Below are 25,552 nucleotides of genomic sequence, written 5' to 3' on the forward strand. Positions count from 1 at the left end.
CCCGTACGGCGCGTTCCCGCGCCCTACGAGCCCCGTCCGCTACCTTCCGGTGCCGTGCCCGCCGGCGGGCAGGGTCAGAGCTGGCCGCCGACGAAGACGGTGAGGTCCACCAGGCGGTTGGAGTAGCCCCACTCGTTGTCGTACCAGCCGACGACCTTGACCTGCTTGCCCTGGACCATCGTGAGCTGCGAGTCGAAGGTGCAGGAGGCCGGCCAGTTGACGATGTCCGAGGAGACGATCGGGTCCTCGGTGTACTCCAGCACGCCCTTGAGCTGGCCCTCGGACGCCTTCTGGAAGGCGGAGTTGATCTCGTCCTTGCTGACCTCGCGGTCGAGCTCGATGACCAGGTCGGTGACCGAGCCGGTGGGGACCGGGACGCGCATCGCGATGCCGTCCAGCTTGCCCTTGAGCTGCGGGAGGACCAGGGCGGTGGCCTTGGCGGCACCCGTCGAGGTCGGGATGATGTTCTCCGCGGCGGCGCGGGCGCGGCGCAGGTCCTTGTGCGGGAAGTCCAGGATGCGCTGGTCGTTGGTGTACGCGTGGACCGTCGTCATCATGCCCTTGACGATGCCGAAGTTCTCGTCGAGGACCTTGGCCATCGGCGCCACGCAGTTGGTGGTGCAGGAGGCGTTGGAGATGACGTGGTGGTTGGCCGCGTCGTACTTGTCGTGGTTGACACCCATCACGATCGTGATGTCCTCGTCCTTGGCGGGCGCGGAGATCAGGACCTTCTTGGCGCCGGCGGCGAGGTGCTTGGCGGCGTCCTCGCGCTTGGTGAAGATGCCGGTCGACTCGATGACGATGTCGGCGCCCAGCTCGCCCCAGGGGAGGTTCGCCGGGTCGCGCTCGGCCATCGTCCTGAAGGTCTGGTTGCCGACCGTGATGGTGTCGTCGGTGTGGCTGACCTCGGCGTTGAGGCGGCCCAGGATGCTGTCGTACTTCAGCAGGTGAACCAGGGTGGCGTTGTCGGTCAGGTCGTTGACACCGACGATCTCGATGTCCGCACCCTGCTCCAGGAGCGCGCGGAAGTAGTTGCGACCAATGCGGCCGAATCCGTTGATGCCTACGCGGATCGTCACGAACCGATCTCCTCGTTGGTACGCCGGTTTTGGTTACCGGCGAGCTGTATGGGCTGTCCCCGACCGCCTCCGACCCTACCCCCTCAACGAGACGTACGTGACATTGACATCGGCGCCGAAAGATGCTCAGGTGAGCGGCTTCGAGCCCCTCTGACGCACGGGCGGTTCCGGCCCGGTCCGGCAGCTCCCGGCGGCCCGCACGCACGCGCCCCCGGCACCCTGTTCGGGCGCCGGGGGCGCGGGGAGAGCGGGGCGGGTCCCGCGGTCAGCCGACCATGCCGTCCGCGAGCTCCTCGGTGAGGTTGGACTCCGTACCGGGAATGCCCAGGTCCTGGGCCCGCTTGTCGGCCATCGCCAGCAGCCGGCGGATCCGCCCGGCGACCGCGTCCTTGGTCAGCGGCGGATCGGCCAGCGCGCCCAGCTCCTCCAGGGACGCCTGCTTGTGCTCCATGCGCAGCCGGCCGGCCGCCGCGAGGTGCTCGGGGACCTCCTCGCCGAGGATCTCCAGGGCGCGCTGCACCCGGGCGCCGGCGGCGACCGCGGCGCGGGCGGAGCGGCGGAGGTTGGCGTCGTCGAAGTTGGCGAGGCGGTTGGCGGTGGCCCGCACCTCGCGGCGCATCCGCCGCTCCTCCCAGGCGAGCACCGAGTCGTGGGCGCCGAGCCGCGTCAGCAGCGCGCCGATCGCGTCACCGTCACGGACGACCACGCGGTCCACGCTGCGCACCTCGCGGGCCTTGGCGCCGATGCCGAGCCGGCGGGCCGCGCCGACCAGGGCCAGGGCCGCCTCCGGGCCGGGGCAGGTGACCTCCAGGGAGGAGGAGCGGCCGGGCTCGGTGAGCGAGCCGTGCGCGAGGAAGGCGCCGCGCCAGGCGGCCTCGGCGTCGCAGGTCGCGCCGGAGACCACCTGCGGGGGCAGGCCGCGGATGGGGCGGCCGCGGCCGTCGACCAGACCGGTCTGCCGGGCCAGCTGGTCGCCGCCGGCCACCACGCGGACGACGTAGCGGCTGCCGCGCCGAAGGCCGCCGGGGGCCATCACGACCAGGTCGGAGGAGTGGCCGAAGATCTCCAGGATGTCCTTGCGGAGCCGGCGGGCGGCGACGCCCGTGTCGAGCTCCGCCTCGATCACGATGCGTCCGCTGACCAGGTGCAGACCACCCGCGAACCGCAGGATCGACGAGACCTCCGACTTCCGGCAGCAGGTCCGGGTGACGGGGAGCCGGGAGATCTCATCCTTCACCGCAGCCGTCATCGCCATGGGCCGATCCTTCCATGCATCCGAAAAATACGGTCGTACGCGGCTGCCAGCAGTTCCGGATCGTGCCGGTCGGGGGCTCCCCCGGCACCGGACCGGGCGTCGTCTCCGCGTCGGGCGACCGCGGCCAGTTCGACCTCGCTGCCCACCAGCTGCTTGGCGGCAACCGTCAGACCGTCGATGTCGGGCACCGCGGCCTCGTCGGCCAGCACCACGTCGAAGGCGAGTTTAGGGGCGTGTCGGGCCAAAACCTCCAAATGACGCTGCGGGGAGAAGCCGTCGGTTTCGCCCGGCTGGGGCGCGAGGTTGAGCGAGAGGACCTTGCGGGCCTGCGTCTCCTCCAGGGCCTCGCGCAGTTCGGGGACGAGCAGGTGCGGGATGACCGAGGAGAACCACGAACCGGGGCCGAGCACCACCCAGTCGGCGTCCCGCACCGCGGCGACCACCTCGGGCACGGCCGGCGGGTCCTGGGGGACGACGTGCACGGACTGCACCTCGCCGCGGGTGAGCGCGACCGTGGCCTGGCCGCGGACCGTGCTGATCCCGTCCGGGTGATCCGGGTCCAGCCCCTTGACCTGGGCCTGGAGCTCCAGCGGCACCGCGGACATGGGCAGCACCCGGCCGTGCGCGCCGAGCAGCTTGCCGACCAGGTCGAGGGCCTGGACGTGGTCGCCGAGCTGCTCCCACAGCGCGACGATCAGCAGATTGCCCACCGCGTGGTCGTGCAGTTCGCCCTCGCTGGTGAAGCGGTGCTGGATGACCCGGGCCCAGGTCTGGCCCCAGTCGTCGTCACCGCACAGCGCGGCCAGCGCCTTGCGGAGGTCGCCGGGCGGCAGCACGCCCAGCTCGTCGCGGAGCCGGCCGCTGGAGCCGCCGTCGTCGGCGACGGTGACCACGGCGGTCAGGTCGCGGGTGATCCGGCGCAGCGCGGCGAGCGAGGCGGACAGGCCCATACCGCCGCCGAGCGCCACCACCTTGGGGGTGGCGCCCTTCGTCGTACGGCCTCGGGGGACGAATCTGCGGACCCGGTGCAGCCGTGGTGCGCGGCCGCTCACTCGCGCCCCATGTCCCGGTGCACGACGACCGTTTCGACGCCGTCGGAGGTCAGCCGGCGGGCCAGCTTCTCCGACATCGCCACGCTGCGGTGCTTGCCGCCCGTGCAGCCGACGGCGATGGTCACGTAGCGCTTGCCCTCGCGGCGGTAGCCGGCCGCGACCAGGCGCAGCAGGTCGGTGTAGCCGTCCAGGAACTCCTGGGTGCCGGGCTGGTCGAAGACGTAGCGGGAGACCTCTTCGTTCAGACCGGTGAAGGGGCGCAGCTCGGGGACCCAGTGCGGGTTGGGGATGAAGCGGCAGTCGATGACCATGTCGGCGTCGACCGGGAGGCCGTACTTGAAGCCGAAGGACATGACCGTGGCGCGCAGCTCGGGCACCTCCTCGCCGGCGAACTGGGCGTCCAGCTTGGCGCGGAGTTCGTGGACGTTCAGGCTGGAGGTGTCGATGACCAGGTCGGCGTCGCCGCGCAGCTCGCGCAGCAGGTCGCGCTCGGCGGCGATGCCGTCGACGATCCGGCCGTCGCCCTGGAGGGGGTGCGGGCGGCGGACCGACTCGAAGCGGCGCACCAGGGCCTCGTCGGAGGACTCCAGGAAGACGATGCGGCGCTTGACGTTCTGCGCGTCGAGGGTGGCCAGGGACTCCTTGAGGTTGGCGAAGAAGCGGCGGCCGCGGACGTCGACGACCACGGCGATCTTGGCGACGTTGCCCTGCGAGCGGGCGCCCAGCTCGACCATCGGCGGGATCAGCTCGGGCGGGATGTTGTCCACGACGAACCAGCCGAGGTCCTCCAGGCACTTCGCGGCCGTGCTGCGGCCGGCGCCGGACATGCCGGAGATGATCACCAGCTCGGGGATCGCGGCGCTCTCGCCCTGGTCGGCTTCGCGCATCGTGCCCGTACTCACCTGTGCACCGTCTCTCTCGGGTTCCTGCGTGTCGTGCGGTGTGCTCATCGGTCCTGCCCCCGTTCTGCTGACAACGCGGCCGGCGGGGCCCCGTCATCCTCAATGATCTCTCCTGTGGCGGTGTTCACCGCGGGGGCGGGCGGGGCCGCGGCGGTCAGCGCCGCGGCGACCGTCTCGGCGGTCTTCCGGCCGACGCCGGGGACCTGGCAGATCTCCTCCACCGTGGCGGCCCGCAGCTTCTTCAGCGAGCCGAAGTGCTTCAGGAGGGCCTGGCGGCGGGTCTCGCCCAGTCCGGGCACGGCGTCCAGCGGGGACGCCGTGAGGCGCTTGCCCCGCTTGCTGCGCTGGTAGGTGATCGCGAAACGGTGCGCCTCGTCGCGGACCCGCTGGAGGAGGTAGAGCCCCTCGCTGCTGCGCGGCAGCACCACCGGGTCGTCCTCGCCGGGCAGCCAGACCTCCTCCAGGCGCTTGGCCAGACCGCAGACCGCGACGTCGTCGATGCCCAGCTCGTCCATGGCCCGGCGGGCGGCCGCCACCTGGGGGGCGCCGCCGTCGACGACCACCAGCTGGGGCGGGTAGGCGAACCGCTTGGGGCGGCCGTCCTCGTCGGTGAACCGGGCGGCGGCGTCCTCGGCGGCGGCCGGGCCGCCGGGGGCCGCGGCGCCGGCCGGGAGCACGGCGGCCGCGGGGTCCTCCGCGGGGCCCTCCGGCTCCGGTGCGGGCTCCTCGCCCCACTCCCCCGACCGCTGCTTCTCCTGGAGGTAGCGCTTGAAGCGGCGGCCGATGACCTCGTGCATGGAACGGACATCGTCCTGCCCGGCGAAACCTTTGATCTGGAAGCGGCGGTATTCGCTCTTCCGGGCGAGGCCGTCCTCGAACACCACCATGGAGGCGACCACGTCCTCGCCCTGGAGGTGCGAGATGTCGAAGCACTCGATGCGCAGCGGGACGGTGTCCAGACCGAGGGCCTGGGCGATCTCCTCCAGGGCGCGGGAGCGGGTGGTCAGGTCGGAGGCGCGCTTGGTCTTGTGCAGCGCGAGCGCCTGCTGGGCGTTGCGCGCGACGGTGGCCATCAGGTCCTTCTTGTCGCCGCGCTGCGGGATGCGCAGCGAGACCTGCGAGCCGCGGCGCTGGGTGAGCCACTGGGCGACCGGCTCGACGGGCTCGGGCAGCGCCGGGACCAGCACCTCCTTGGGGACCGCGTCGCCCTGCTCCTCGCCGTAGAGCTGCTGGAGGGCGTGCTCGACGAGATCGCCGGTGGTGACCGCCTCGACCTTGTCGGTGACCCAGCCGCGCTGGCCGCGGACCCGGCCGCCGCGGACGTGGAAGATCTGGACGGCGGCTTCGAGTTCGTCCTCGGCGAGGGCGATGAGGTCGGCGTCGGTGGCGTCGGCGAGCACCACCGCGCTCTTCTCCATGGCCCGCCGGAGGGCCGCTATGTCGTCCCGGAGGCGGGCGGCGCGCTCGTACTCCATCTCCTCGGCGGCCTCCTGCATACCGCGCTCCAGGCGGCGGAGGTGGGCGCCGGTGCGGCCGGCCATGAAGTCGCAGAATTCCGCGGCCAGTTCGCGGTGGTCCTCGGGGGAGATGCGGCCGACGCAGGGGGCGGCGCACTTGCCGATGTAACCGAGCAGGCAGGGGCGGCCGATCTGGGCGGAGCGCTTGAAGACCCCGGCGGAGCAGGTGCGCACGGGGAAGACGCGCAGCAGCAGGTCGACGGTCTCGCGGATGGCCCAGGCGTGCGCGTACGGGCCGAAGTAGCGCACGCCCTTCTTCTTGGCGCCGCGCATGACCTGGACGCGGGGGAACTCCTCGCCGAGGGTCACCGCGAGATACGGATAGGACTTGTCGTCGCGGTACTTGACGTTGAACCGCGGGTCGAACTCCTTGATCCAGCTGTATTCGAGCTGGAGGGCCTCGACCTCGGTGGAGACCACCGTCCACTCCACGGAGGCGGCGGTGGTGACCATCGTGCGGGTGCGCGGGTGGAGGCCGGCCAGGTCCTGGAAGTAGTTGGCCAGGCGCTGGCGCAGGCTCTTGGCCTTGCCGACGTAGATGACCCGGCCGTGCTCGTCGCGGAATTTATAGACCCCCGGCGAGTCGGGGATCTGTCCCGGCTTGGGTCGGTAGCTGCTGGGGTCTGCCATGCCCACCACCCTACTGACCGCCACTGACAATCACGGCCGAGGCGGGGGCGGGGGCGCGGGGCGGGGGCGGGGGCGGCACGGGTGGCCGCCCCCGCCCGTCGGGCGGCCGCTCAGCGCGTCCGGCGCCGGCGGACCGCCGCGGTGGCGGACAGGCCCAGCGCGAACACCGCGGCGGCAGCCGCCACGGCCGAGGCGGCGGTCACCGGGAAGGCGTCGCCGGCCGCCGCGTCCGCCGCCAGCGGGCGGGGCGCCGGGGCGGGTCCGGCCGGAGCGGCGGCACCGGGCCCGTAGCCGCCGGCCTCGCCGCGCCGGTCGTACGCCGAGCCCGGCAGCTTGTCGCCGTAGGCCGCGGCGACCCGCTTGCGGTACGCGGTGACGGTGGTGCCGCCGGCGCCCACCGCCTTGCGGGCGTCGGCGTCCAGGGGCTCGATGCGGTCGCCGCGCTGGACGTACCAGGCGTCGATCTGCGGCTCGTGGAAAACCGTTCCGGCACCGTGCGCGGCGGCGGCCGCGGGGTAGCGCGTCTCGTCGTCGCCGCTGGCGATGTTGACGACCTTCCAGGCACCGCCCCTGTGCACGGTCCACACGGACGCGGTGCGGCCGTCGGCGGCGACCGCCTTGCTGGCCATGAACTCCAGGCGGGCGACCGGGGCGCCGGCCGTGCCGCGGACGAAGTCGGGCGAGAGCTCGTAGACGGGGACCGCGGCGCCCTCGATGCGCGGCGCGGCAGCGGCGGAGGCAGGGGCGGCCGGGGCGGCCGCGCGGGCCCCGCCGCGGGCGGCGTCGGCGGCGAAGAAGCGGGCCAGGGTCGCCAGGGTCGCGGGGGCGGCGGCCGCGTCGTGGGCGGCGGTCAGGCTCGCGCGCGGCGGGGCGGGCGGCGCGGGCACGGCGGCGGCCAGCGCGGCGTACGGGGCGAGGCCGAGCAGGGCGGCGGCGAGCGTGCCGGTGACGGCGGCGCGGGCGGCGGTGCGCTTCGTCATGGCCTCAGGCTCCTATCCGGTAGAGGGAGTGGGTCCAGGAGAAGGAGCTGCCGTTCACGTAGTAGTCGAAGTCGCCCCAGTTGTAGCGGTTGTTGGAGGCCCAGGGATCGCCCCAGTACACCCAGTTGCGGGAGGTGTCGTAGCCGTAGAGGACGTGCATGTGGCCGCCGCCGGAGGACCACTGGATGCGGGTCTCGACGGGGCGGTTGGCGTTGATCTCGCTCTGCACGGTGCTGTAGCGGAGCCAGCCGGTCACATATGAGCCAGGATTGATCCCCATCCAGTCGAATGCGTTCTGCACATTGCCCAGCGTTGCCTGGTTGTTGGGGCAGGTGGTGCCCTGCTGGCGGTTGAAGGCCGCGTTGCAGAACTGGTTCTGGCTGTACTTCCGGCCGTACCAGGTCGCGATGGTGTTGCCGGACGCGGCCCAGCACCAGTTGGTCTTCTCCTGGGCCTGCATGCCGATGTCGAGGCGGTTGGCGGTCTGCGGGGCGGCTCCGGCGGTGCCGGGGACGGCGGTCAGCGCCACCGCGGCGAGTGCCGCGGCGGCCAGCCGTCTGCCGCGCGCACGGCGGGTGGACAGGACGCGGGTCATGGCGTTCCTCCCGGTCAGGTGAGGGGGGTGAGAGGAGCGCATCCGGATGCTGCTCAGGAGCATCGGGTGTTGTCGCAGGCAGGTCAACACGCTTCAATGCGAGGTGACATGGGGGTGTGGACGGACGGGCCCGGATGTGAACGGCCGGTGCCCGGCGTCCTGCAGGGAAGAGGCAGGGAGCGCGTGCGCCGTGCGATCCGGTTGTGAACGTTCACCGCGCGCGCCGGAGGATAGAGGCAATGGCACAGAACACTCCCGATACCGCGCAGTACCCTCCCGTTTCGGCCGAGTTGGCGCAGTTGCTGCGCACCGGGCCGTTCCATCTCGCCCTGCGCAGCGCCCTCACCGCCCGCGGACTGGCGCTCACCCGGGTCCAGCACAAGCTCGCCCAGCGCGGTATCACCATCGGGGTCACCAGCCTGAGCTACTGGCAGCAGGGCGCCCGGCGGCCGCAGCGCCCCGAGTCGCTGCGGGCGGTCCGCGCCCTGGAGGACGTGCTCGGCCTGCCCGACCGCTCCCTGCACCGGCTGCTGGTCCCCGAGGGCGGCGCCCGCCCGGAGGCGGAGCGGCCCCCGGCCCGTTCGTACCGCTCGCTGGTGGCGCCCGCCGACTGCCTCCAGCAGCTCTTCGCGGAGCTGGAGACCCCGGCCGACGGCGGGCTGCACACCGTCGGCCACCACGAGCGGGTGCGGATCGGGCCCCGGCGGGAGCTGAGCGAACGGGAGTCGCTCCAGGTGGTGCGCGCCCACCGGGACGGCGTGGACCGCTATATCGCCATCCACCGGGGCGACCCGGGCTGCGACCCGTCCCGGGTGCGGGTGCGGACCGCGGAGAACTGCCGGCTGGGGCGGGTGCGCGGGGACGCGGAGAACGGCGTGGTGGTCGCCGAGTTGCTCTTCGACACCCGGCTGCGGGCCGGTGAGACGCACGTCTTCGGCTACGCCTTCGAGGACGGCAGCGGCGGCCCCAGCGCGGAGTACGTGCGCGGTTTCAGCTTCGCGGGCGGCCAGTACGTCCTACAGGTGCGGTTCGACGGGGCGGCGCTGCCGGTGCGCTGCCGCCGCTTCACCCAGGCGTCGGCGGGCGCCCCGCGCGGCGGCCGGCAGGACCTGACGCTGAGCGGGCGGCACCACGCGGTGCACGTGGTGGAGCAGGGGGTGCGGCCGGGGATCCTGGGCATCGCCTGGGACTGGCGGTGAGCGGGGCGGGACGGGGCGTACCGGGCGGGCGGCGCCCGGTACGCCCGCGGCGGGCCCGCCGCGGGGCCCGGCCGGTCAGCCGGCGATCAGCTTGCCGCCCTTGACCGTGACCGGGACCGACTCCAGGGGGCTGCCGGCCGGGCCCTGGGCGACCTTGCCGGTGGCCACCTCGAAGTGGCTGCCGTGCAGCGGGCAGACGGCCTGCCCGTTCTCGATCTTGTTCAGGATCGCGCCCATGTGCGTGCAGACACTGCTGAAGCACTTGAACTCGCCCTTGGCGGGCTGGGAGACCAGCAGCCGGTGGGCCGGGTAGAGCTTGGCGCCGCCGACCGGCACCTCGGTGGCCGGTCCCAGCTCGACCGGCGCGTCCGAGGACGGCCGGGCGCCCGAACCCTGGCCCCCCGCGGCGCAGGCGGCGGCGCCGACGCAGGCGATACCGGCGAGCGCGGCGCCGCGCAGCACGGTCCGGCGGTCCGGGGACGCACTCATGGGGCAACTCCGATCAGTGGACGGCGTCGGCCTCTGACGATACCGGGGCGGTCCGGCCGCCCGGCCGGGGGTCCGGTCCGTCCCGCAGCAGCTCCGCCTCGATCTCCTCCAGGCTGCGGCCCTTGGTCTCGGGGAGCAGCCGCTGGACGAAGACGAACGCCAGCAGCGTGGTGGCGGCGAAGAAGAGGAAGTTGACCCCGGCGCCCCAGGCGTGCAGCAGGGACGGGAAGACCAGCGCCACGATCATGTTGAACAGCCAGTTGAACAGCACACACAGGCCGACCGCGGCGGCCCGGATCCGCATCGGGAACAGCTCCGGCAGCATCACCCACTGCACCGGCCCCCAGGAGATCGCGAACGAGGCGATGTAGAGCCCGATGCCGAGCAGCGTGAGGGTGGACAGCAGCGCACCGTAGCCGAGACCGGAGAGGTTGACGGCGGCCAGCAGCACCATCGCCGCGCACATGCCCAGCGCACCGGTCCGCAGCAGCGGTTTGCGGCCCCGGCGGTCGATCAGCCGCATCGCCGGCAGCGTCATCACCATGTTGAGCAGGCCGATGCCCACGTTGGCCAGGATGGCGCCGGCCGAGCCGAAGCCGATGTCGGTGAGCAGCGTCGGGGCGTAGTAGATGATCGTGTTGATGCCGACGAAGTTCTGGAAGAGGACGAGCAGCATCCCGACGGTGAAGACCGGCCGCAGCCGCGGGGAGAGCAGCCGGCGCAGCGTCAGCGGCTCGCTCGCCTCCCGCTCGGCGCGCTCGGTCCGTTCGATCTCGGCCAGCTCCTCCCCCGCCGCCGCGGCGTCCCCGCGCAGCCGGGTCAGCACCGTCCGGGCCTCCTCGCCGCGGCCCTTGCCGACCAGCCAGCGCGGGCTCTCCGGCTGGGTGATGATGCCCAGCGCCAGCACCGCGGCCGGGACGACGCCCAGGCCGATCATCCAGCGCCAGGCACCGGAGCCGGCGAGCAGGTAGTCGGTGACGTAGGCGACGAAGATGCCGACCGTCACCAGCAGCTGCATCAACGAGGTCAGCCCGCCGCGCAGGTGCTTGGGCGCCAGCTCGGTGAGGTACAGCGGGACGACGACGGAGGCGATCCCGACGCCCACGCCGATCACGAAGCGGAAGGCGATCAGCGCCGCCGCCCCGGTGGCCCAGGCCGCGCCGAGGGTGCCCAGGATGAAGACCCCGGAGGCGGCCAGGATCAGCCGGCGGCGGCCCCAGGAGTCGGAGAGCCGCCCGGAGAGCCCGGCCCCGAGCATCGCCCCCACCAGGAGGCCGGAGACGACCAGCCCTTCCAGGAGCGGGGTGAGCGCGATATCGCGCTTGATGAACAGCATGGCGCCGGAGATGACGCCGGTGTCGTAGCCCCACAGGATGCCCCCGAGGGCGCCGAAGACCCAGATCAGCGCGTTCTTGACGGATGCGGCCACGGCGCTCAGCCCTTCTGCGGGGCGATGTGGATCTTGCGGCCGGTGCCGGCCCGGAAGCGGGCCACCGCCTCGTCGAAACCGTCCAGCCCGTAGACGTCGGAGACCAGCGGGTCCAGATCCAGGCCGGCGGCCAGCAGGTCGATGGCGGGCTGGAAGCTGTTGTGCACCGCCATCGAGCCGATGATGTCGATCTCCTGGCTGTAGACCCGGTACGGCGAGAAGGACGCCGCGCGGGCCGGGTCGGCGACCCCGAACTGGAGGAACGTCCCGCCCCTGCGGACCCGGCCGAGTCCGTCCTCGATGGCCGCCACCGCGCCGGTCGCGTCGATCACCACCTCGAAGCCGGGCGCCCGGCCCAGGGCGGCGGCCGAGGTCACCGCCGCGTCCACGCCGAAGCTCTCGGCGAACGCCAGCCGCTCCGCGTTGAGGTCCACCACCGAGACCGAGGCCGCGCCCGCGGTGCGCACCAGCGCGGCCATCATCAGGCCCATGGTGCCGGCGCCGTAGATGAGGTAGTGCTCGCCGGGGCGGCGCGGCAGGCGGTTGAGGCCGTGCACCGCGCAGGACAGCGGCTCGACGAGCCCGGCCGCGGCCTCCGACAGGCCCTCCGGCAGGACGTAGGCGCAGCGGGCCGGGACGGCGACCAGTTCGGCGAAGCCGCCGTCCCGGGTGACGCCGACCGCGGTGTAGTGCTCGCAGAGGTTGCCGCGCCCGATCCGGCAGTAGTGGCAGGCGCCGCACGGCAGGTTGGGGTCGACCGCGACCCGCTCCCCGACCGCCCGGTCCCGGACCGCGGCGCCCACCGCGACGATCTCCCCGGTCAGTTCGTGCCCGGGCACCAGCGGATAGCGGACCACCGGGAGTTCACCGCCGAGGAGGTGCATGTCGGTGCCGCACAGTCCGCAGGAGGTGACGCGGACGAGCACCTCGTCGGGCTCCGGGCGGGGATCGGGAAGCTCGGTGACCGCGGTGGCGGCCCGGGGGCCGGGAGCGGTGACCACGAGAGCGCGCATCGGCGCCTCCTCACGACGTCGTGGGGGTTCGATGGCCGGGAGACTACAGAACAAACGCCAGCACGTAAACGCTTACGCAAGCGTTTACGCTTGGTCCTCCGCGGACGTACTGTGATGGACTGCGACGGGTGGACGGGCGCGGAGGCCGACCACCGGGACCGGGGCACGGTGCGCCGGGCGTCGGGGAGGAAAGAGCCGATGACGACGATGGTGGATGTGGCACGGCGCGCGGGCGTCTCGGTGGCCACGGTCTCGCACGTGGTGAACGACACCCGGCCGGTGCGCCCGGGCACCCGGGCCGCGGTGCTGGCCGCCATCGAGGAGCTCGGCTACACCCACAACACCCTCGCCCGCTCGCTGGTCACCGCCCGCACCCGCTCCATCGGGCTGGCGGTCTCGGCGATCAGCAACCCGTACTTCACCGAGATCCTCCAGGGCGTCGAGGCCGAGGCGCTGGCGGCCGGGTACAGCCTGCTGATCGCCGATCCGCACGACGATCCGCAGCACGAGCGCACGGTCGTCCAGCTGCTGCACGAGCGGCGGGTGGACGGGATGATCGTCGCGCCGTCCGCCGAACCGTCCGGGGTCATCGAATATGTGACGAAGCGTCAGGTCCCGGTGGTGTTCCTCGACCGGCTGGTCGGCGAGGGCTTCGACCAGGTCTGCGCGGAGAGCACCGGTCCGGTCTGCCGGCTCGTGACGCACCTGGCCGCTCTCGGGCACACCCGCATCGGCCTGGTGGCCGGGCTGCCCGGACTCAGCACCACCACCGAACGGGTCGAGGGCTACCGCGCCGGACTGCGCGCCGCCGGGCTGCCGTACGCGCCCGAGCTGCTGGCCGGCGGCAACTCCGAGGCCGAGGGCGCCCAGACCGCCACCCGGCAGCTGCTCGCCGTACCGGAACCGCCCACCGCGCTGGTCACCGCCAACAACGCGATGACCATCGGCGCCCTCCAGGCGCTGCGCGACCTCGGCCTGGAGGTCCCCCGGGACCTCGCCCTGGCCTGCTTCGACGACTTCTCCTGGGCCGATCTGTTCACCCCGCGGCTGACCGCGATCGCCCAGCCCAGCAAGGAGTTGGGGGCGGCGGCGGTCCGGTTGCTGCTGGACCGGCTCGACGCCCCCGACCGGCCGCCGCGCACCGTCCGGCTGCCCTGCACCTTCGTGCACCGCACCTCGTGCGGCTGCCCCGGGGACCGGCAGCCCCGGCCGGCCGCCGCCCGCCCCTCCCCGCCCGGCCGGGCCCCGGCCGCTCAGGAAAGGACCCCTGCCCCGTGATCGTCGTCGCCGGCGAGGCGCTGATCGACCTCGTCCCCAGCCCGCAGCCGTCCCCGGACGGCCCGTTGCCGGCGCTGCTGCCGCGGCGCGGCGGCGGACCGTACAACACGGCGCTGGCGCTGGGGCGGCTGGGCTCGCCCGCCGCGTTCTGCTCCCGGGTCTCCACCGACACCTTCGGGGAGTCGCTGCTGAGCGGGCTGCGGGACGGCGGGGTGGACACCTCGCTGGTGCAGCGCGGCGCGGAGCCGACCACCCTGGCGGTGGCGGACATCAGCCCGGACGGCTCGGCCGGCTACGGCTTCTACGTGGAGGGCACCGCGGACCGGTACTTCACGCTGCCGCCGGCGCTGCCCGGGGCGGCCCGGGCGCTGTCGCTGGGCACCTGCTCGCTGGTGCTGGAGCCGGGCGCGAGCGCGTACGAGGCGCTGCTGCGGCGGGAGGCGCGGCGCGGGGTGTTCACCGCGCTGGACCCGAACATCCGGCCCGGGCTGATCACCGATCCGGACGCCTACCGCGCGCGGTTCCGGTCCTGGCTGCCGGATCTGGCGCTGCTGAAGCTGTCCGAGGAGGACGCGCTGTGGCTGGCCGGGGCGGGCGCCGGGGCGGACCGGGCGGCGGTCACCGCGGCGGCCCGGGAGTGGCTGGCCGCCGGCCCCGCGGCGATCGTGCTGACCCGCGGCGGCGACGGGCTGACGGTGCTGACGCGGGACGGCGGGGAGGTGGCGGTGCCGGGCGAGCGGGTCACCGTGGTCGACACGATCGGCGCCGGGGACACCGTCAACGCGGCGCTGCTGCACCGTCTGGACGCCCATGGCGCGCTGTCGTACGCGGCGGTCGGGGCGCTGACCGGCGCGGACTGGGCGGACATCCTCCGCTTCGCCGCCCGCGCGGCCGCGGTGACCTGCTCCCGCGCGGGCGCCGAACCGCCGTTCGCGGCGGAGCTGGCTGCGTAGGGGGCCGAGGAGTCCCGCCGTCCGGCGGGCGGGCCCGGCCGGGCGGCGGGAGGCAGGCGGCGGGTGGGACTCGGCGGAGCCCCGGGGGCGCCGGCCGTGCGGAGCCGCGGACGCGCCGCGGGGGCGGAGCCCCGGTCCGGGGTCCCGCCCCCGCGGCGGTGGGGTGGTGCGGCGTCAGGAGGAGCTGCGGGTCCGGCTCGTCGCCTTCTTCGCGGCCGTCTTCGCCGGCGCCTTCTTCGCGGTCTTCTTGACCGCGGCGTCGGCCTTGGCGGTGGCCTTGCCGTCCGCGGCCTTCTTGACGGTCTTGCGCGCCGTGGCCGGGGCGGTCACCGCCGTCCGTGCCGTGGCGGCGGCGGCCACCGCCTTCTTCGCCGCGGTCTTCCGGGCGGCCGACTTCCGGGAGCCGCCGTTGACCGGCGCCGCGTCGCTGACCCGGTCGCCGAGGATGTCCCGCAGGAACTTGCCGGTGTGGCTGGCCGGGAGCGCCGCGACCTGCTCCGGGGTGCCCTCGGCGACGACCGTGCCGCCGCCGCTGCCGCCCTCGGGGCCCATGTCCACGACCCAGTCCGCGGTCTTGATGACGTCGAGGTTGTGCTCGATGACGATGACCGTGTTGCCCTTGTCGACCAGGCCGGAGAGCACCTTGATGAGCTTGCTGATGTCCTCGAAGTGCAGCCCGGTGGTGGGCTCGTCGAGGACGTAGACGGTGCTGCCGGTGGAGCGCTTCTGGAGCTCGCTGGCGAGCTTGACGCGCTGCGCCTCACCGCCGGAGAGGGTCGGCGCGGACTGGCCGAGCCGGACGTAGCCCAGGCCGACCTCGTTGAGCGTCTTCAGGTGGCGGGCGATGGTCGGGACCGCCTCGAAGAAGCTCAGCGCCTCCTCGATCGGCATGTCCAGTACCTCGGCGATGGACTTGCCCTTGTAGTGGACCTCCAGCGTCTCGCGGTTGTAGCGCGCGCCGTGGCAGACCTCGCACGGGACGTACACGTCCGGGAGGAAGTTCATCTCGATCTTGATGGTGCCGTCGCCGGAGCAGTTCTCGCAGCGGCCGCCCTTGACGTTGAAGGAGAAGCGCCCCGGCAGATAGCCGCGGACCTTGGCCTCCATGGTCTCCGCGAAGAGCTTGCGGATGTGGTCGAAGACGCCGGTGTAGGTGGCCGGGTTGGACCGCGGGGTGCGGCCGATCGGCGACTGGTCGACGTGCACCACCTTGTCGACGAGGTCGTCGCCGGCGACCCGGGTGTGCCGGCCGGGGACCGACTTGGCGCCGTTCAGCTCGCGCGCGAGGTGGGTGTAGAGGATGTCGTTGACCAGCGTCGACTTGCCGGAGCCGGAGACTCCGGTGACCGCGGTGAGCACCCCGAGCGGGAAGGAGACGTCGATGTCGCGGAGGTTGTTCTCCTTCGCGCCGTGGACCGTCAGCTGCCGCGACCGGTCGGTGGGGCGGCGGAGCTCCGGCGTGGGGATGGACTTCTTGCCGGCGAGGTACTGGCCGGTGAGGGAGTCCTTGTTGGCCAGCAGCTCCTTCATCGGGCCGCTGTGGACCACCTTGCCGCCGTGCTCACCGGCGCCGGGGCCGATGTCCACGACCCAGTCGGCGACCTTGATGGTGTCCTCGTCGTGCTCGACCACGATCAGGGTGTTGCCCATGTCGCGCAGCCGTACCAGGGTCTCGATCAGCCGGTGGTTGTCCCGCTGGTGCAGGCCGATGGACGGCTCGTCCAGGACGTAGAGCACGCCGACCAGGCCGGAGCCGATCTGGGTGGCCAGGCGGATGCGCTGGGCCTCGCCGCCGGAGAGGGTGCCGGCCGCGCGGTTCAGCGAGAGGTAGTCCAGGCCGACGTCGACCAGGAACTTCAGCCGCTCGTTGACCTCCTTGAGGACCCGCTCGGCGATGGTCTTCTCGCGGGCGTTGAGCGTCATGGAGCGGAGGAAGTCGGCGCAGTCGCTGATCGACATGGCCGCGACCTCGGCGATCGACTTCCCCTGGACGGTGACGGCGAGCACGATCGGCTTGAGCCGGGTGCCCTCGCAGGTCGGGCAGGGGACCTCGCGCATATAGCCCTCGAAGCGCTCCCGGCTGCTGTCGCTCTCCGCCTCGCTGTGCCGGCGCTTGACGAACGGCACCGCGCCCTCGAAGGCGGTGGTGTACGCCCGCTGGCGGCCGTAGCGGTTGCGGTAGCGGACCTCGATCTGGGTCTTGTGGCCGTACAGCAGGGCCTTCTTGGCGCGCTGCGGCAGCCCGGCCCAGGGGATGTCCGTGCGGAAGCCGAGGGCGTCGGCGAGCGCGCCGACCAGCCGGCCGAAGTAGTCCTTGGTGTGGCCGCCGGACCAGGGGTGGATGGCGCCCTCGTCGAGCGAGCGCTCCTCGTCCGGGATGATCAGCTCGGGGTCGACCTCCATCCGGGTGCCGATGCCGGTGCAGTCCGGGCAGGCGCCGAAGGGGGAGTTGAAGGAGAAGGAGCGCGGCTCCAGCTCCTCGAAGGAGAGGTCGTCGTAGGCGCAGTAGAGGTGCTCGGAGTACATCCGCTCGCGCTGCGGGTCGTCCGGCTCCAGATCGACGAAGTCGAGGATGACCATGCCGCCGGAGAGCCCGAGGGCGGTCTCGACGGAGTCGGTCAGCCGCCGCTTGGCGCTCTCCTTGACCGTGAGGCGGTCGATGACCACCTCGATGGTGTGCTTCTCCTGCTTCTTCAGCTTCGGCGGGTCGGTGAGGTGGACGGTCTCGCCGTCGACCCGGGCGCGGCTGTAGCCCTTGGTCTGGAGGTCGGCGAAGAGGTCGACGAACTCGCCCTTGCGCTCGCGCACCAGCGGGGAGAGCACCTGGAAGCGGCTGCCCTCGGGGAGCTCCAGGACCTTGTCGACGATGGCCTGCGGCGACTGCCGGGCGATCGGCCGGCCGCACTCGGGGCAGTGCGGCTTGCCGATCCGGGCGAAGAGCAGGCGGAGGTAGTCGTAGACCTCGGTGATCGTGCCGACCGTCGAGCGCGGGTTGCGCGAGGTCGACTTCTGGTCGATCGAGACCGCGGGGGACAGGCCCTCGATGAAGTCCACATCGGGCTTGTCCATCTGCCCGAGGAACTGCCGGGCGTACGAGGAGAGCGACTCGACATAGCGCCGCTGCCCCTCGGCGAAGATCGTGTCGAAGGCGAGCGAGGACTTGCCCGACCCGGAGAGCCCCGTGAAGACGATGAGGGAGTCGCGGGGGAGGTCGAGCGAGACGTTGCGGAGATTGTGCTCGCGAGCGCCACGGACGATGAGACGGTCGGCCACGCCGGTCGGCACCTTTCTTGGAGAGGGGCGGGAGCCACGGGCTGCGTCCGCCGCGCGGTGAGCGAGCAGAGGCGGCGGAGCGGAGCGGGCCCCCCGACCAAGGGTATGGGGGCCGTCGCGGCACTGTCGTTGGGATGCCACACACGAGCCTATAGCACGTGCATTCGATTTACGGACCTCGCGAGCCCTGTTCACTCGAACGTGTGGCGACCCCGCATCCTTCCCGCCCCCGTGACCTGCCGTTACGCCATCCGGCCGGCCGGGCCCTCCGGTCCGCCGCGCACCAGACCGCCGTCCGGCAGCGCCCGCTCCAGCACGTCGAACGTGTGCCGGATCACTGCTTCGTGGTCAGCGGCCACCTCGGCCGCGGGGTCACCCGCCAGCTGCCGACCCACGGCTTCCATACAGAGGGACCGCAGCCCGGCGGCGATCAGCGCCGCGGCCAGCCGGACCTCCCGACAGGGCCGCGCGGGATCCGCCCCGGACGCCTCGGCCAGCGCCCCCGCGAGCGCCCCCTCGATCTCCTCGGCCGCCTCGCGTACCCGCGCCCGCAGCGACGGCGCGTCCAGCACCGTCCGGTAGAAGTGCTCGTACCCCTCCCCCGGCCCGCCCAGCGGGTGGCGCCGGGCCAGCAGGTCCAGCACGAGCCGGCGCAGCGCGGCCAGCGGCGTCTCGTCCCGGTCCCGCTCGCGCACCGCCCGGACGAGCAGGTCGATCGCCTCCGGGATGCGGTCGAGGAAGAGGTCCTCCTTGCGCGGGAAGTAGTTGAAGACCGTCATGGTGGACACCTCGGCCGCCCGCGCCACCTCGGCGACCGTGACGTTGTCGAAGCCGCGCTCGATGAAGAGTGCGGTAGCGGCCCCGGAGATCCGCTGCCGGGTGTGCAGCTTCTTGCGCTCACGCAGGCTCAGCCCCTCCTGCTCCGCCTCCCGGGAGCCCAGCACCCCGCCGTCCTGCCGCCACTCCCCCGCCGAGCCGTTTTCGGTCACCTTCTCCGCCTTCCTTCCGGACCCCTGCACTCCGGAAAAATTTTAGCCGAGACATTTTTTTAGTGACTACACTCAAGCCCATGAAGCATGACGCAGACGTAGTGGTGGCAGGGGGTGGCCCGGTGGGGCTGATGCTCGCCTGCGAACTGGCACTGGCCCAGGTCCGGGTCGTCGTCCTGGAGCGGCTGACCGAGGTGGACACGACGATCAAGGCGGGGGCCATCAACACCCCCAGCGCCGAGGCGCTGTACCGGCGCGGGCTGCTGCCGCCGCTGGCCGAGGTGCAGCGCGCCGCCCTGGAGACGTTCGGCGCGTTCGCCCGGCAGCGGCAGTCCGCGGGCGCCTCGGTGCCGCGCCCGGTACCGCGGTTCGCCGGGCACTTCGCGGGCATCATGCTCCGCGGCGACCTGCTCGACGAGGCGGACCCGGACTTCGCCGGCAGCGGACCGGCCGGCGAGGTGGGGCTGATCCCCCAGGAGGCCCTGGAGCGGATCCTGGGCGCCCGCGCCGCCGAGCTGGGCGTCACCGTGCGCCGCGGGGTCACGCTGACCGGCTTCGACGCCGGCGACGCGGGCGTCCGCGTGCACACCTCGGACGGCACGCTGGAGGCCGGCTGGCTGGTGGGGTGCGACGGCGGCCGCAGCACGGTCCGCCGGCTCGCCGGCTTCCCGTTCCCCGGCACCGCCCCGTCGATCACCGGCCACCAGGCCCTCGTGGAGATGACCGGCGCCGACGCCCTGGGGGCCGGCTGGAACTGGACCGCCACCGGGACGTATGTGCACGGGCCGCTGCCCGGCCGGATCCTGACCGTGGAGTTCGACGGGCCGCCCGCGGACCGCGAAGCCCCGGTCACCGCCGAGGAGTTGCAGACCTCGCTGCGCCGGGTCACCGGTGTCCCGGACGTGACGGTCACCAAGGTCACCTCCGCGACCCGTTTCACCGACAACGCCCGCCAGGTCCCCGAGTACCGCCGCGGCCGGGTGCTGCTGGCCGGCGACGCGGCCCATGTGCACGCGCCGTTCGGCGGCCAGGGCCTCAACCTCGGGCTCGGCGACGCGATGAACCTCGGCTGGAAGCTGGCCGCCACGGTGCACGGCTGGGCACCGGAGGGCCTGCTCGACACGTACACCGCCGAGCGGCACCCGATCGGTGCCTGGGTGCTGGCGTGGACCCGGGCCCAAGTGGCGCTGATGCGGCCGGAGTCGCACGCCGCGGCGCTGCGCGAGGTGGTCGCCGAACTCTCCGGGACGACCGACGCCACCACCTACTTCGTCAAGAAGATCTCCGGCGTCTGGCAGCGCTACGACCTGCCCGGCAGCCATCCGCTGACCGGCCGCAGCGCCCCCGACCTGGAGCTGTCCGACGGCAGCCGGCTCGCGGACCACCTGCACACCGGCCGCGGGCTGCTGCTGGACCTCGCGGACGACCCCGCGCTGCGCGCGCGGGCCGCCGGCCGCGGCGACCGGGTGCGGGTGGTGACGGCCGGCTGCCCGGAGCGGCCCGGCCTGACCGGTCTGCTGGTCCGCCCGGACGGCTTCGTGGCCTGGGCGGCCGACGCCGGGGACGGGCCCGGAAAGGAGCTGGACGCCGCGCTGGAGCGGTGGTTCGGCGCACCGGCGGCGGTAGCGGCGCAGGCGGTGCCCGCCCCGTAGCCGCGGACGAGCCGTTCACGGCGCGCGGGCACCGCCCCGTGGACCGTGCGGGGCGGCGCCCGGGGGCGCGGGGGCGGCGGAGGTGTGGCGGCAGCGGGCGGACCGTCCGCCCCCTCCACACCCGTGCGCACCACCCGTGCCACCGGCACCACCCCTCATCCCCCCGGAACGGCTCCGTCCGCCTCCCGGAGCGGCCCGCCCGGCGCTAGCGTCGGGCCATGACCATCCCTCCTGATTTCCCGCGCGACGCCGCCGCCGTCCGCGACGCCACCGACCGGCTGCTGGTCTCCCTGGGGAAACTCGACGACGAGGCGGTCGGCGAACCGTCGCTGCTCCCCGGCTGGACCCGCGGTCACGTCCTGGCCCACCTGGCCCGTAACGCGGACGCCCTGGTCAACCTCCTGACCTGGGCGCGCACCGGCGTCCGCACCCCGATGTACACCAGCGCCGAGGCGCGCGACGGCGACATCGAGCGGGACGCCGACCGCCCGCTGGCGGCCCACCTGGACGATCTGCGGGAGAGCGCGGACCGCTTCACGGCGGCCGCGCGGGCGCTGCCGGCGGACCGCCGGGACTACCGCGTCGAGATGCGCAACGGCGTGGTCGAACGGGCCGACCGGCTGGCGCTGCGCCGGCTGGCCGAGGTCGAGCTGCACCATGTCGACCTGGGCGTCGGCTACCTCGTCGAGCAGCTGCCGCCGCCCTTCCTGGACAGCGAGCTGGGGTTCCTGTCCGAGGTGAAGTTCGCCGGGCACCCGGACCTGCCCGACCTGGAGCTGCGGACCGGCGACGGCCGCCGGTGGCGCACCGGACGCGGCGCTTCCGACGGCGCCGGCGCCGGCCCCGACGTGGTGGTCAGCGGCGCCCCGGCCGACCTGGTCGGCTGGCTGACCGGGCGCGGCGACGGCGGGCGGCTGACCGTCCAGGGCGGGCCGCTGCCGGCCGTCCCCCCGCTCTAGAGTTGGTGGCATGACCTACAGCGGAGCAGTGAAGGTCGGCGGACCGGCCGACGTGCACGAGCTGACCGACCTGATGATCTCGAAGGTCGCGGTCGGTCCCATGGACAACAACGCGTATGTGCTGCGGTGCCGTGCGACCGACGAGCAGTTGCTGATCGACGCGGCCGCCGAGCCGCACACGCTCCTCACCCTGATCGGCGACAGCGGCCTGGCGTCCGTGGTCACCACGCACCAGCACGGCGACCACTGGGGCGCGCTGCGCGAGGTCGTCGACGCGACGGGGGCCCGGACGTACGCCGGGCGGTACGACGCGGAAGGCATCCCCGTCCCGACGGACGTCCTGGTGGAGGACGGCGACACGCTCACCGTCGGCCGGGTCCGGCTGACCGCCCGCCACCTGACCGGTCACACCCCGGGCAGCATCGCGCTGGTCTACGACGACCCGCACGGCCATCCGCACGTCTTCACCGGGGACTGCCTCTTCCCCGGCGGGGTCGGCAACACCTGGGGCAGCGCCGAGCGGTTCACCAGCCTGCTCGACGACGTCCAGCACAAGCTCTTCGACCGGCTTCCGGACGAGACCTGGGTGTATCCGGGCCACGGCGCGGACACCACGCTCGGCGCGGAGCGGCCGCATCTTGCCGAGTGGCGGGAGCGCGGCTGGTAGCGGCCGGGCCGCCGCTCTCCGCGACGGGCCCGGCGGGCGCTCCTCGCCCGCCGGGCTCCGTGCTGCCGGGACCGCGCCGCCGCCCGGGGTCAGCCCCGGGCGCCCGCCTCCTCGGCGGCCGCGTCCCGCTCCCCGTCCGCCGCCGCGGCGGAACCCTCCGCGGGCTCCCCGGCCGCCGCCTGGCGCTTCGCGGCGCGCAGGCTGGTCACCGTGGTGACGGCCAGCACGGCGCAGATCACGCCCAGCGAGACGGGGATGCTGATCTCCGGGACGGCCACCCCGGACTCGTGCAGGGCGTGCAGCACCAGCTTCACGCCGATGAACCCGAGGATCACCGACAGGCCGTAGGAGAGGTGCACCAGCTTCTTCAGCAGCCCGCCGATCAGGAAGTACAGCTGCCGCAGCCCCATCAGCGCGAAGGCGTTGGCGGTGAAGACGATGTACGGGTCCTGGGTGAGGCCGAAGATCGCCGGTATGGAGTCCAGCGCGAACAGGACGTCCGTGGTGCCGATCGCCAGCATGACGATCAGCATCGGCGTCATCAACCGCCGCCCGTTCTCGACGATGAACAGCCGGGTGCCGTGGTAGCGGTCGGTGGACGGGAAGCGGCGCTCCACCGCCTTCAGGAAGCGGTTCTCCTCGAACTCCTCGTCCTGCTCGCCGGCCCGCGCCTCCCGGATGAGCTTCCACGCCGTCCAGACGAGGAACGCGCCGAAGAGGTAGAAGACCCAGGAGAAGTTGGCGATGATCGCGGCGCCCGCGCCGATGAACCCGGCCCGCAGCACCAGCGCGATCAGCACCCCGACCATCAGCACGCGCTGCTGGTAGACGGCCGGGACCGCGAACTTGCCCATGATCAGGACGAAGACGAAGAGGTTGTCGACGCTGAGCGACTTCTCGGTGATGAAGCCGGCGAAGAACTCACCGGCCGGCGCGCCGCCGCCGAACGCCAGCAGACCGAGCCCGAACAGCGCGGCGAGCCCCACCCAGACGCCGGTCCAGATACCGGCTTCCTTCAGGGACACCTCGTGGGGCTTGCGTCCGCCGATGAAGAAGTCGACGGCGATCAGGGCGGCCAGACCGAGGATGGTCAGGGCCCACAGGGTCGGGGAAACGTCCATGGCTCCTCCGGCATGGTCGTACGGCACTCACAGCGTCGTCGCTGCCGGGGGACTCCGGTGCCCCTCCATACGAGAAAGGGTAAAGGAGAACCATGAAATGGCAAAGAAAAATACAAAAGCGCTGGTGGGGCGGGGGTGAGGCCCCCCCGCGCCCTCCGGGCCGCTACTTCAGGCCGGCCTCCTTCATCTGCCGCAGCTCCTTCTTCAGCTCGCCGACCTCGTCGCGGAGCCGGGCGGCGACCTCGAACTGGAGCTCCGCCGCGGCGGCCCGCATCCGGTCCGTCATCTCCTCGATCATCTCGGCGAGCTCCGCCGCCGGGCGGTCGGTGAGGACCTCGCCGGCCTTGCCGCCCTTGCCCTTGCCCTTGGCGGCCTTGCCGCCCGCCTTCCCGCCGAGCGCCGGGACCGGTGCCTTGGCCTTGCCGTCCTTGCCCGCGGCCTTGCGGTAGCCGGTGCCGAGCAGCTCCTCGGTATCGATCTCCTCGCGGGCGAGGGTGGCGACGATGTCGCCGATCTTCTTGCGGAGCGGCTGCGGGTCGATGCCGTTGGCCTTGTTGTAGGCCAGCTGCTTGTCCCGGCGGCGGTTGGTCTCCTCGATGGCCCGCTCCATCGCCGGAGTGATCTTGTCGGCGTACATGTGCACCTGGCCGGAGACGTTGCGCGCCGCGCGGCCGATGGTCTGGATCAGCGAGGTGCCGGAGCGCAGGAAGCCCTCCTTGTCGGCGTCCAGGATCGCCACCAGGGAGACCTCGGGCAGGTCCAGGCCCTCCCGGAGGAGGTTGATGCCGACCAGCACGTCGAACTCGCCGGACCGCAGCTCGCGCAGCAGCTCCACGCGCCGCAGGGTGTCCACGTCGCTGTGCAGGTAGCGGACCTGGATGCCGAGCTCCAGGAAGTAGTCGGTGAGGTCCTCGGCCATCTTCTTGGTGAGGGTGGTGACCAGGACCCGCTCGTCCTTCTCGGTGCGCTTGCGGATCTCGTGCACCAGGTCGTCGATCTGCCCCTCGGTGGGCTTGACCACCACCTCCGGGTCGACCAGCCCGGTCGGCCGGATGATCTGCTCCACGAAGCCGTCGCCACGGGACAGCTCGTAGGGGCCTGGGGTGGCGGAGAGATAGACGGTCTGGCCGACCCGCCCCAGGAACTCCTCCCACTTCAGCGGCCGGTTGTCCAGCGCCGAGGGGAGCCGGAAACCGTGGTCGACCAGGGTGCGCTTGCGGGAGGCGTCGCCCTCGTACATGGCGCCGATCTGCGGGACGGTGACATGCGACTCGTCGATGACCAGCAGGAAGTCGTCGGGGAAGTAGTCCAGGAGGGTGTTCGGCGCGGAGCCCGGCTCACGGCCGTCCAGGTGCATCGAGTAGTTCTCGATGCCGGAGCAGGAGCCGACCTGGCGCATCATCTCGATGTCGTAGGTGGTGCGCATGCGCAGCCGCTGGGCCTCCAGCAGCTTGCCCTGCTTCTCCAGGGTGGCCAGCCGGTCCGCCAGCTCGGCCTCGATCCCGGCGATCGCCCGCTCCATCCGCTCCGGACCGGCGATGTAGTGGCTCGCGGGGAAGACGTACAGCTGCTCGTCGTCGCTGATCACCTCGCCGGTGAGCGGGTGCAGCGTGGACAGCGCCTCGATCTCGTCACCGAACATCTCGATCCGGACGGCCAGCTCCTCGTAGACCGGGAAGATCTCGATGGTGTCGCCGCGGACCCGGAAGGTGCCCCGGGTGAACGCCAGGTCGTTGCGGGCGTACTGGATCTCGACGAAGCGGCGCAGCAGCTGGTCGCGGTCGATCTCGTCACCGACCCTGAGGGGCACCATGCGGTCGACGTACTCCTGGGGTGTACCCAGGCCGTAGATGCAGGACACCGACGCGACCACGACCACGTCCCGCCGGGTGAGGAGGGAATTGGTCGCGGAATGGCGCAGCCGTTCGACCTCCTCGTTGATGGAGGAGTCCTTCTCGATGTACGTATCGGACTGCGGGACGTACGCCTCGGGCTGGTAGTAGTCGTAGTAGGAGACGAAGTACTCGACGGCGTTGTGGGGCAGGAGCTCGCGGAATTCGTTGGCGAGCTGGGCCGCGAGGGTCTTGTTGGGCGCCATGACGAGCGTCGGGCGCTGCAACCTCTCGATCATCCACGCGGTGGTCGCCGACTTGCCGGTGCCGGTCGCGCCCAGCAGGACGACGTCCTTCTCACCACCGCGGATGCGCTGCTCCAGCTCGGCGATGGCCGCCGGCTGGTCGCCGCTGGGCTGGTACGGGCTGACGACCTCGAAGGGCGCCACCGTGCGTTCGATCTGGGAAACGGGCCGCATGGGATCCACCGTACGACCCGCCACTGACAATCGATGCCGCACCGGCCCTGACCTGCGGTTTTCCGGAAGGGATCGGGCGGCGGGGCGGCGGGGGCGCCACGGGACCGGCCCACGCGGGCGGCTCGGCCGCTCACGGCGCGGCCCCGGCGCGGGGCGGGGCGCCGGGACCGGCCCGCGCCGGTGCGCCCCGGACCCGGCCGGCAAAAACG

The 25,552-nt window shown here is 72.8% G+C and carries 20 protein-coding genes; 6 read left to right on the top strand and 14 right to left on the bottom strand.

Annotated features, from left to right (window positions below):
- Window positions 1-74 precede the first annotated feature (74 nt).
- The 7 genes from gap to MUU72_RS02440 all read right to left on the bottom strand — a co-directional run bounded on the left by gap (window position 75) and on the right by MUU72_RS02440 (window position 8,010).
- Window positions 75-1,079, bottom strand: coding sequence for a type I glyceraldehyde-3-phosphate dehydrogenase (gene gap / locus MUU72_RS02410; RefSeq protein WP_248011394.1), 1,005 nt, complete (start codon window positions 1,077-1,079; stop codon window positions 75-77).
- 265 nt (window positions 1,080-1,344) lie between these two features.
- On the bottom strand, window positions 1,345-2,334 hold the full coding sequence (gene whiA, locus MUU72_RS02415) for a DNA-binding protein WhiA (RefSeq protein ID WP_248011395.1): 990 nt from the start codon (window positions 2,332-2,334) through the stop codon (window positions 1,345-1,347).
- On the bottom strand, window positions 2,325-3,386 hold the full coding sequence (locus MUU72_RS02420) for a gluconeogenesis factor YvcK family protein (protein ID WP_248011396.1): 1,062 nt from the start codon (window positions 3,384-3,386) through the stop codon (window positions 2,325-2,327). Before MUU72_RS02420 ends, whiA begins: the two co-directional genes overlap by 10 nt.
- Complete coding sequence (gene rapZ, locus MUU72_RS02425; protein ID WP_248011397.1) at window positions 3,383-4,336, bottom strand: RNase adapter RapZ; 954 nt, start codon at window positions 4,334-4,336, stop codon at window positions 3,383-3,385. The genes MUU72_RS02420 and rapZ overlap by 4 nt, the downstream gene beginning before the upstream one ends.
- Window positions 4,333-6,435: an excinuclease ABC subunit UvrC gene (gene uvrC / locus MUU72_RS02430; protein ID WP_248011398.1), complete on the bottom strand. Its 2,103-nt coding sequence runs from the start codon at window positions 6,433-6,435 to the stop codon at window positions 4,333-4,335. The genes rapZ and uvrC overlap by 4 nt, the downstream gene beginning before the upstream one ends.
- A 110-nt stretch (window positions 6,436-6,545) precedes the next feature.
- On the bottom strand, window positions 6,546-7,415 hold the full coding sequence (locus tag MUU72_RS02435) for a hypothetical protein (RefSeq protein ID WP_248011399.1): 870 nt from the start codon (window positions 7,413-7,415) through the stop codon (window positions 6,546-6,548).
- A gap of 4 nt (window positions 7,416-7,419) precedes the next feature.
- On the bottom strand, window positions 7,420-8,010 hold the full coding sequence (locus MUU72_RS02440; protein ID WP_248011400.1) for a papain-like cysteine protease family protein: 591 nt from the start codon (window positions 8,008-8,010) through the stop codon (window positions 7,420-7,422).
- Between the two features lie 239 nt (window positions 8,011-8,249).
- On the opposite strand from MUU72_RS02440, the gene MUU72_RS02445 reads away from it, so the two are divergent.
- Window positions 8,250-9,209 carry a hypothetical protein gene (locus MUU72_RS02445; RefSeq protein WP_248011401.1) on the top strand — a complete coding sequence of 320 codons (960 nt, stop codon included), beginning with the start codon at window positions 8,250-8,252 and terminating at the stop codon, window positions 9,207-9,209.
- 75 nt (window positions 9,210-9,284) lie between these two features.
- Here the strand turns inward: MUU72_RS02445 and MUU72_RS02450 are convergent, their stop codons facing one another.
- The 3 genes from MUU72_RS02450 to MUU72_RS02460 are packed head-to-tail and all read right to left on the bottom strand — an operon-like array spanning window position 9,285 to window position 12,140.
- Complete coding sequence (locus tag MUU72_RS02450) at window positions 9,285-9,698, bottom strand: Rieske (2Fe-2S) protein (RefSeq protein ID WP_248011402.1); 414 nt, start codon at window positions 9,696-9,698, stop codon at window positions 9,285-9,287.
- A gap of 13 nt (window positions 9,699-9,711) precedes the next feature.
- Entirely contained in the window at window positions 9,712-11,127 is a 1,416-nt protein-coding gene (locus tag MUU72_RS02455; RefSeq protein ID WP_248011403.1) for a sugar porter family MFS transporter, read from the bottom strand.
- A 5-nt stretch (window positions 11,128-11,132) separates the two neighbouring features.
- Entirely contained in the window at window positions 11,133-12,140 is a 1,008-nt protein-coding gene (locus tag MUU72_RS02460) for a zinc-dependent alcohol dehydrogenase family protein (protein WP_248011404.1), read from the bottom strand.
- A gap of 198 nt (window positions 12,141-12,338) precedes the next feature.
- Here MUU72_RS02460 and MUU72_RS02465 point away from each other — a divergent pair, with 198 nt between their 5' ends.
- Complete coding sequence (locus tag MUU72_RS02465; RefSeq protein WP_248011405.1) at window positions 12,339-13,418, top strand: LacI family DNA-binding transcriptional regulator; 1,080 nt, start codon at window positions 12,339-12,341, stop codon at window positions 13,416-13,418.
- Complete coding sequence (locus MUU72_RS02470) at window positions 13,415-14,371, top strand: carbohydrate kinase family protein (protein WP_248011406.1); 957 nt, start codon at window positions 13,415-13,417, stop codon at window positions 14,369-14,371. Before MUU72_RS02465 ends, MUU72_RS02470 begins: the two co-directional genes overlap by 4 nt.
- A gap of 174 nt (window positions 14,372-14,545) precedes the next feature.
- Here the strand turns inward: MUU72_RS02470 and uvrA are convergent, their stop codons facing one another.
- Both uvrA and MUU72_RS02480 read right to left on the bottom strand, forming a co-directional pair.
- Entirely contained in the window at window positions 14,546-17,644 is a 3,099-nt protein-coding gene (uvrA, locus tag MUU72_RS02475; protein WP_248011407.1) for an excinuclease ABC subunit UvrA, read from the bottom strand.
- A 242-nt stretch (window positions 17,645-17,886) separates the two neighbouring features.
- On the bottom strand, window positions 17,887-18,633 hold the full coding sequence (locus tag MUU72_RS02480) for a TetR/AcrR family transcriptional regulator (RefSeq protein ID WP_372502948.1): 747 nt from the start codon (window positions 18,631-18,633) through the stop codon (window positions 17,887-17,889).
- Window positions 18,634-18,713: 80 nt separating this feature from the next.
- Between MUU72_RS02480 and MUU72_RS02485 the strand changes: the two genes are divergently transcribed.
- The 3 genes from MUU72_RS02485 to MUU72_RS02495 all read left to right on the top strand — a co-directional run bounded on the left by MUU72_RS02485 (window position 18,714) and on the right by MUU72_RS02495 (window position 21,911).
- Window positions 18,714-20,285, top strand: coding sequence for an FAD-dependent oxidoreductase (locus tag MUU72_RS02485; protein WP_248011408.1), 1,572 nt, complete (start codon window positions 18,714-18,716; stop codon window positions 20,283-20,285).
- A gap of 218 nt (window positions 20,286-20,503) precedes the next feature.
- Window positions 20,504-21,244 carry a maleylpyruvate isomerase family mycothiol-dependent enzyme gene (locus MUU72_RS02490; protein WP_248011409.1) on the top strand — a complete coding sequence of 247 codons (741 nt, stop codon included), beginning with the start codon at window positions 20,504-20,506 and terminating at the stop codon, window positions 21,242-21,244.
- Between the two features lie 10 nt (window positions 21,245-21,254).
- Window positions 21,255-21,911, top strand: a complete 657-nt coding sequence (locus MUU72_RS02495; protein ID WP_248011410.1) for an MBL fold metallo-hydrolase — start codon at window positions 21,255-21,257, stop codon at window positions 21,909-21,911.
- A gap of 89 nt (window positions 21,912-22,000) precedes the next feature.
- Here the strand turns inward: MUU72_RS02495 and MUU72_RS02500 are convergent, their stop codons facing one another.
- Together MUU72_RS02500 and uvrB are read right to left on the bottom strand one after the other, a co-directional pair.
- Window positions 22,001-23,032, bottom strand: coding sequence for a TerC family protein (locus tag MUU72_RS02500; RefSeq protein WP_248011411.1), 1,032 nt, complete (start codon window positions 23,030-23,032; stop codon window positions 22,001-22,003).
- A gap of 163 nt (window positions 23,033-23,195) precedes the next feature.
- Window positions 23,196-25,343, bottom strand: a complete 2,148-nt coding sequence (gene uvrB / locus MUU72_RS02505) for an excinuclease ABC subunit UvrB (RefSeq protein WP_248011412.1) — start codon at window positions 25,341-25,343, stop codon at window positions 23,196-23,198.
- Window positions 25,344-25,552: the final 209 nt, after the last annotated feature.

This window comes from Streptomyces rhizoryzae (assembly GCF_023155275.1).
GTDB lineage: Bacteria > Actinomycetota > Actinomycetes > Streptomycetales > Streptomycetaceae > Streptomyces > Streptomyces rhizoryzae.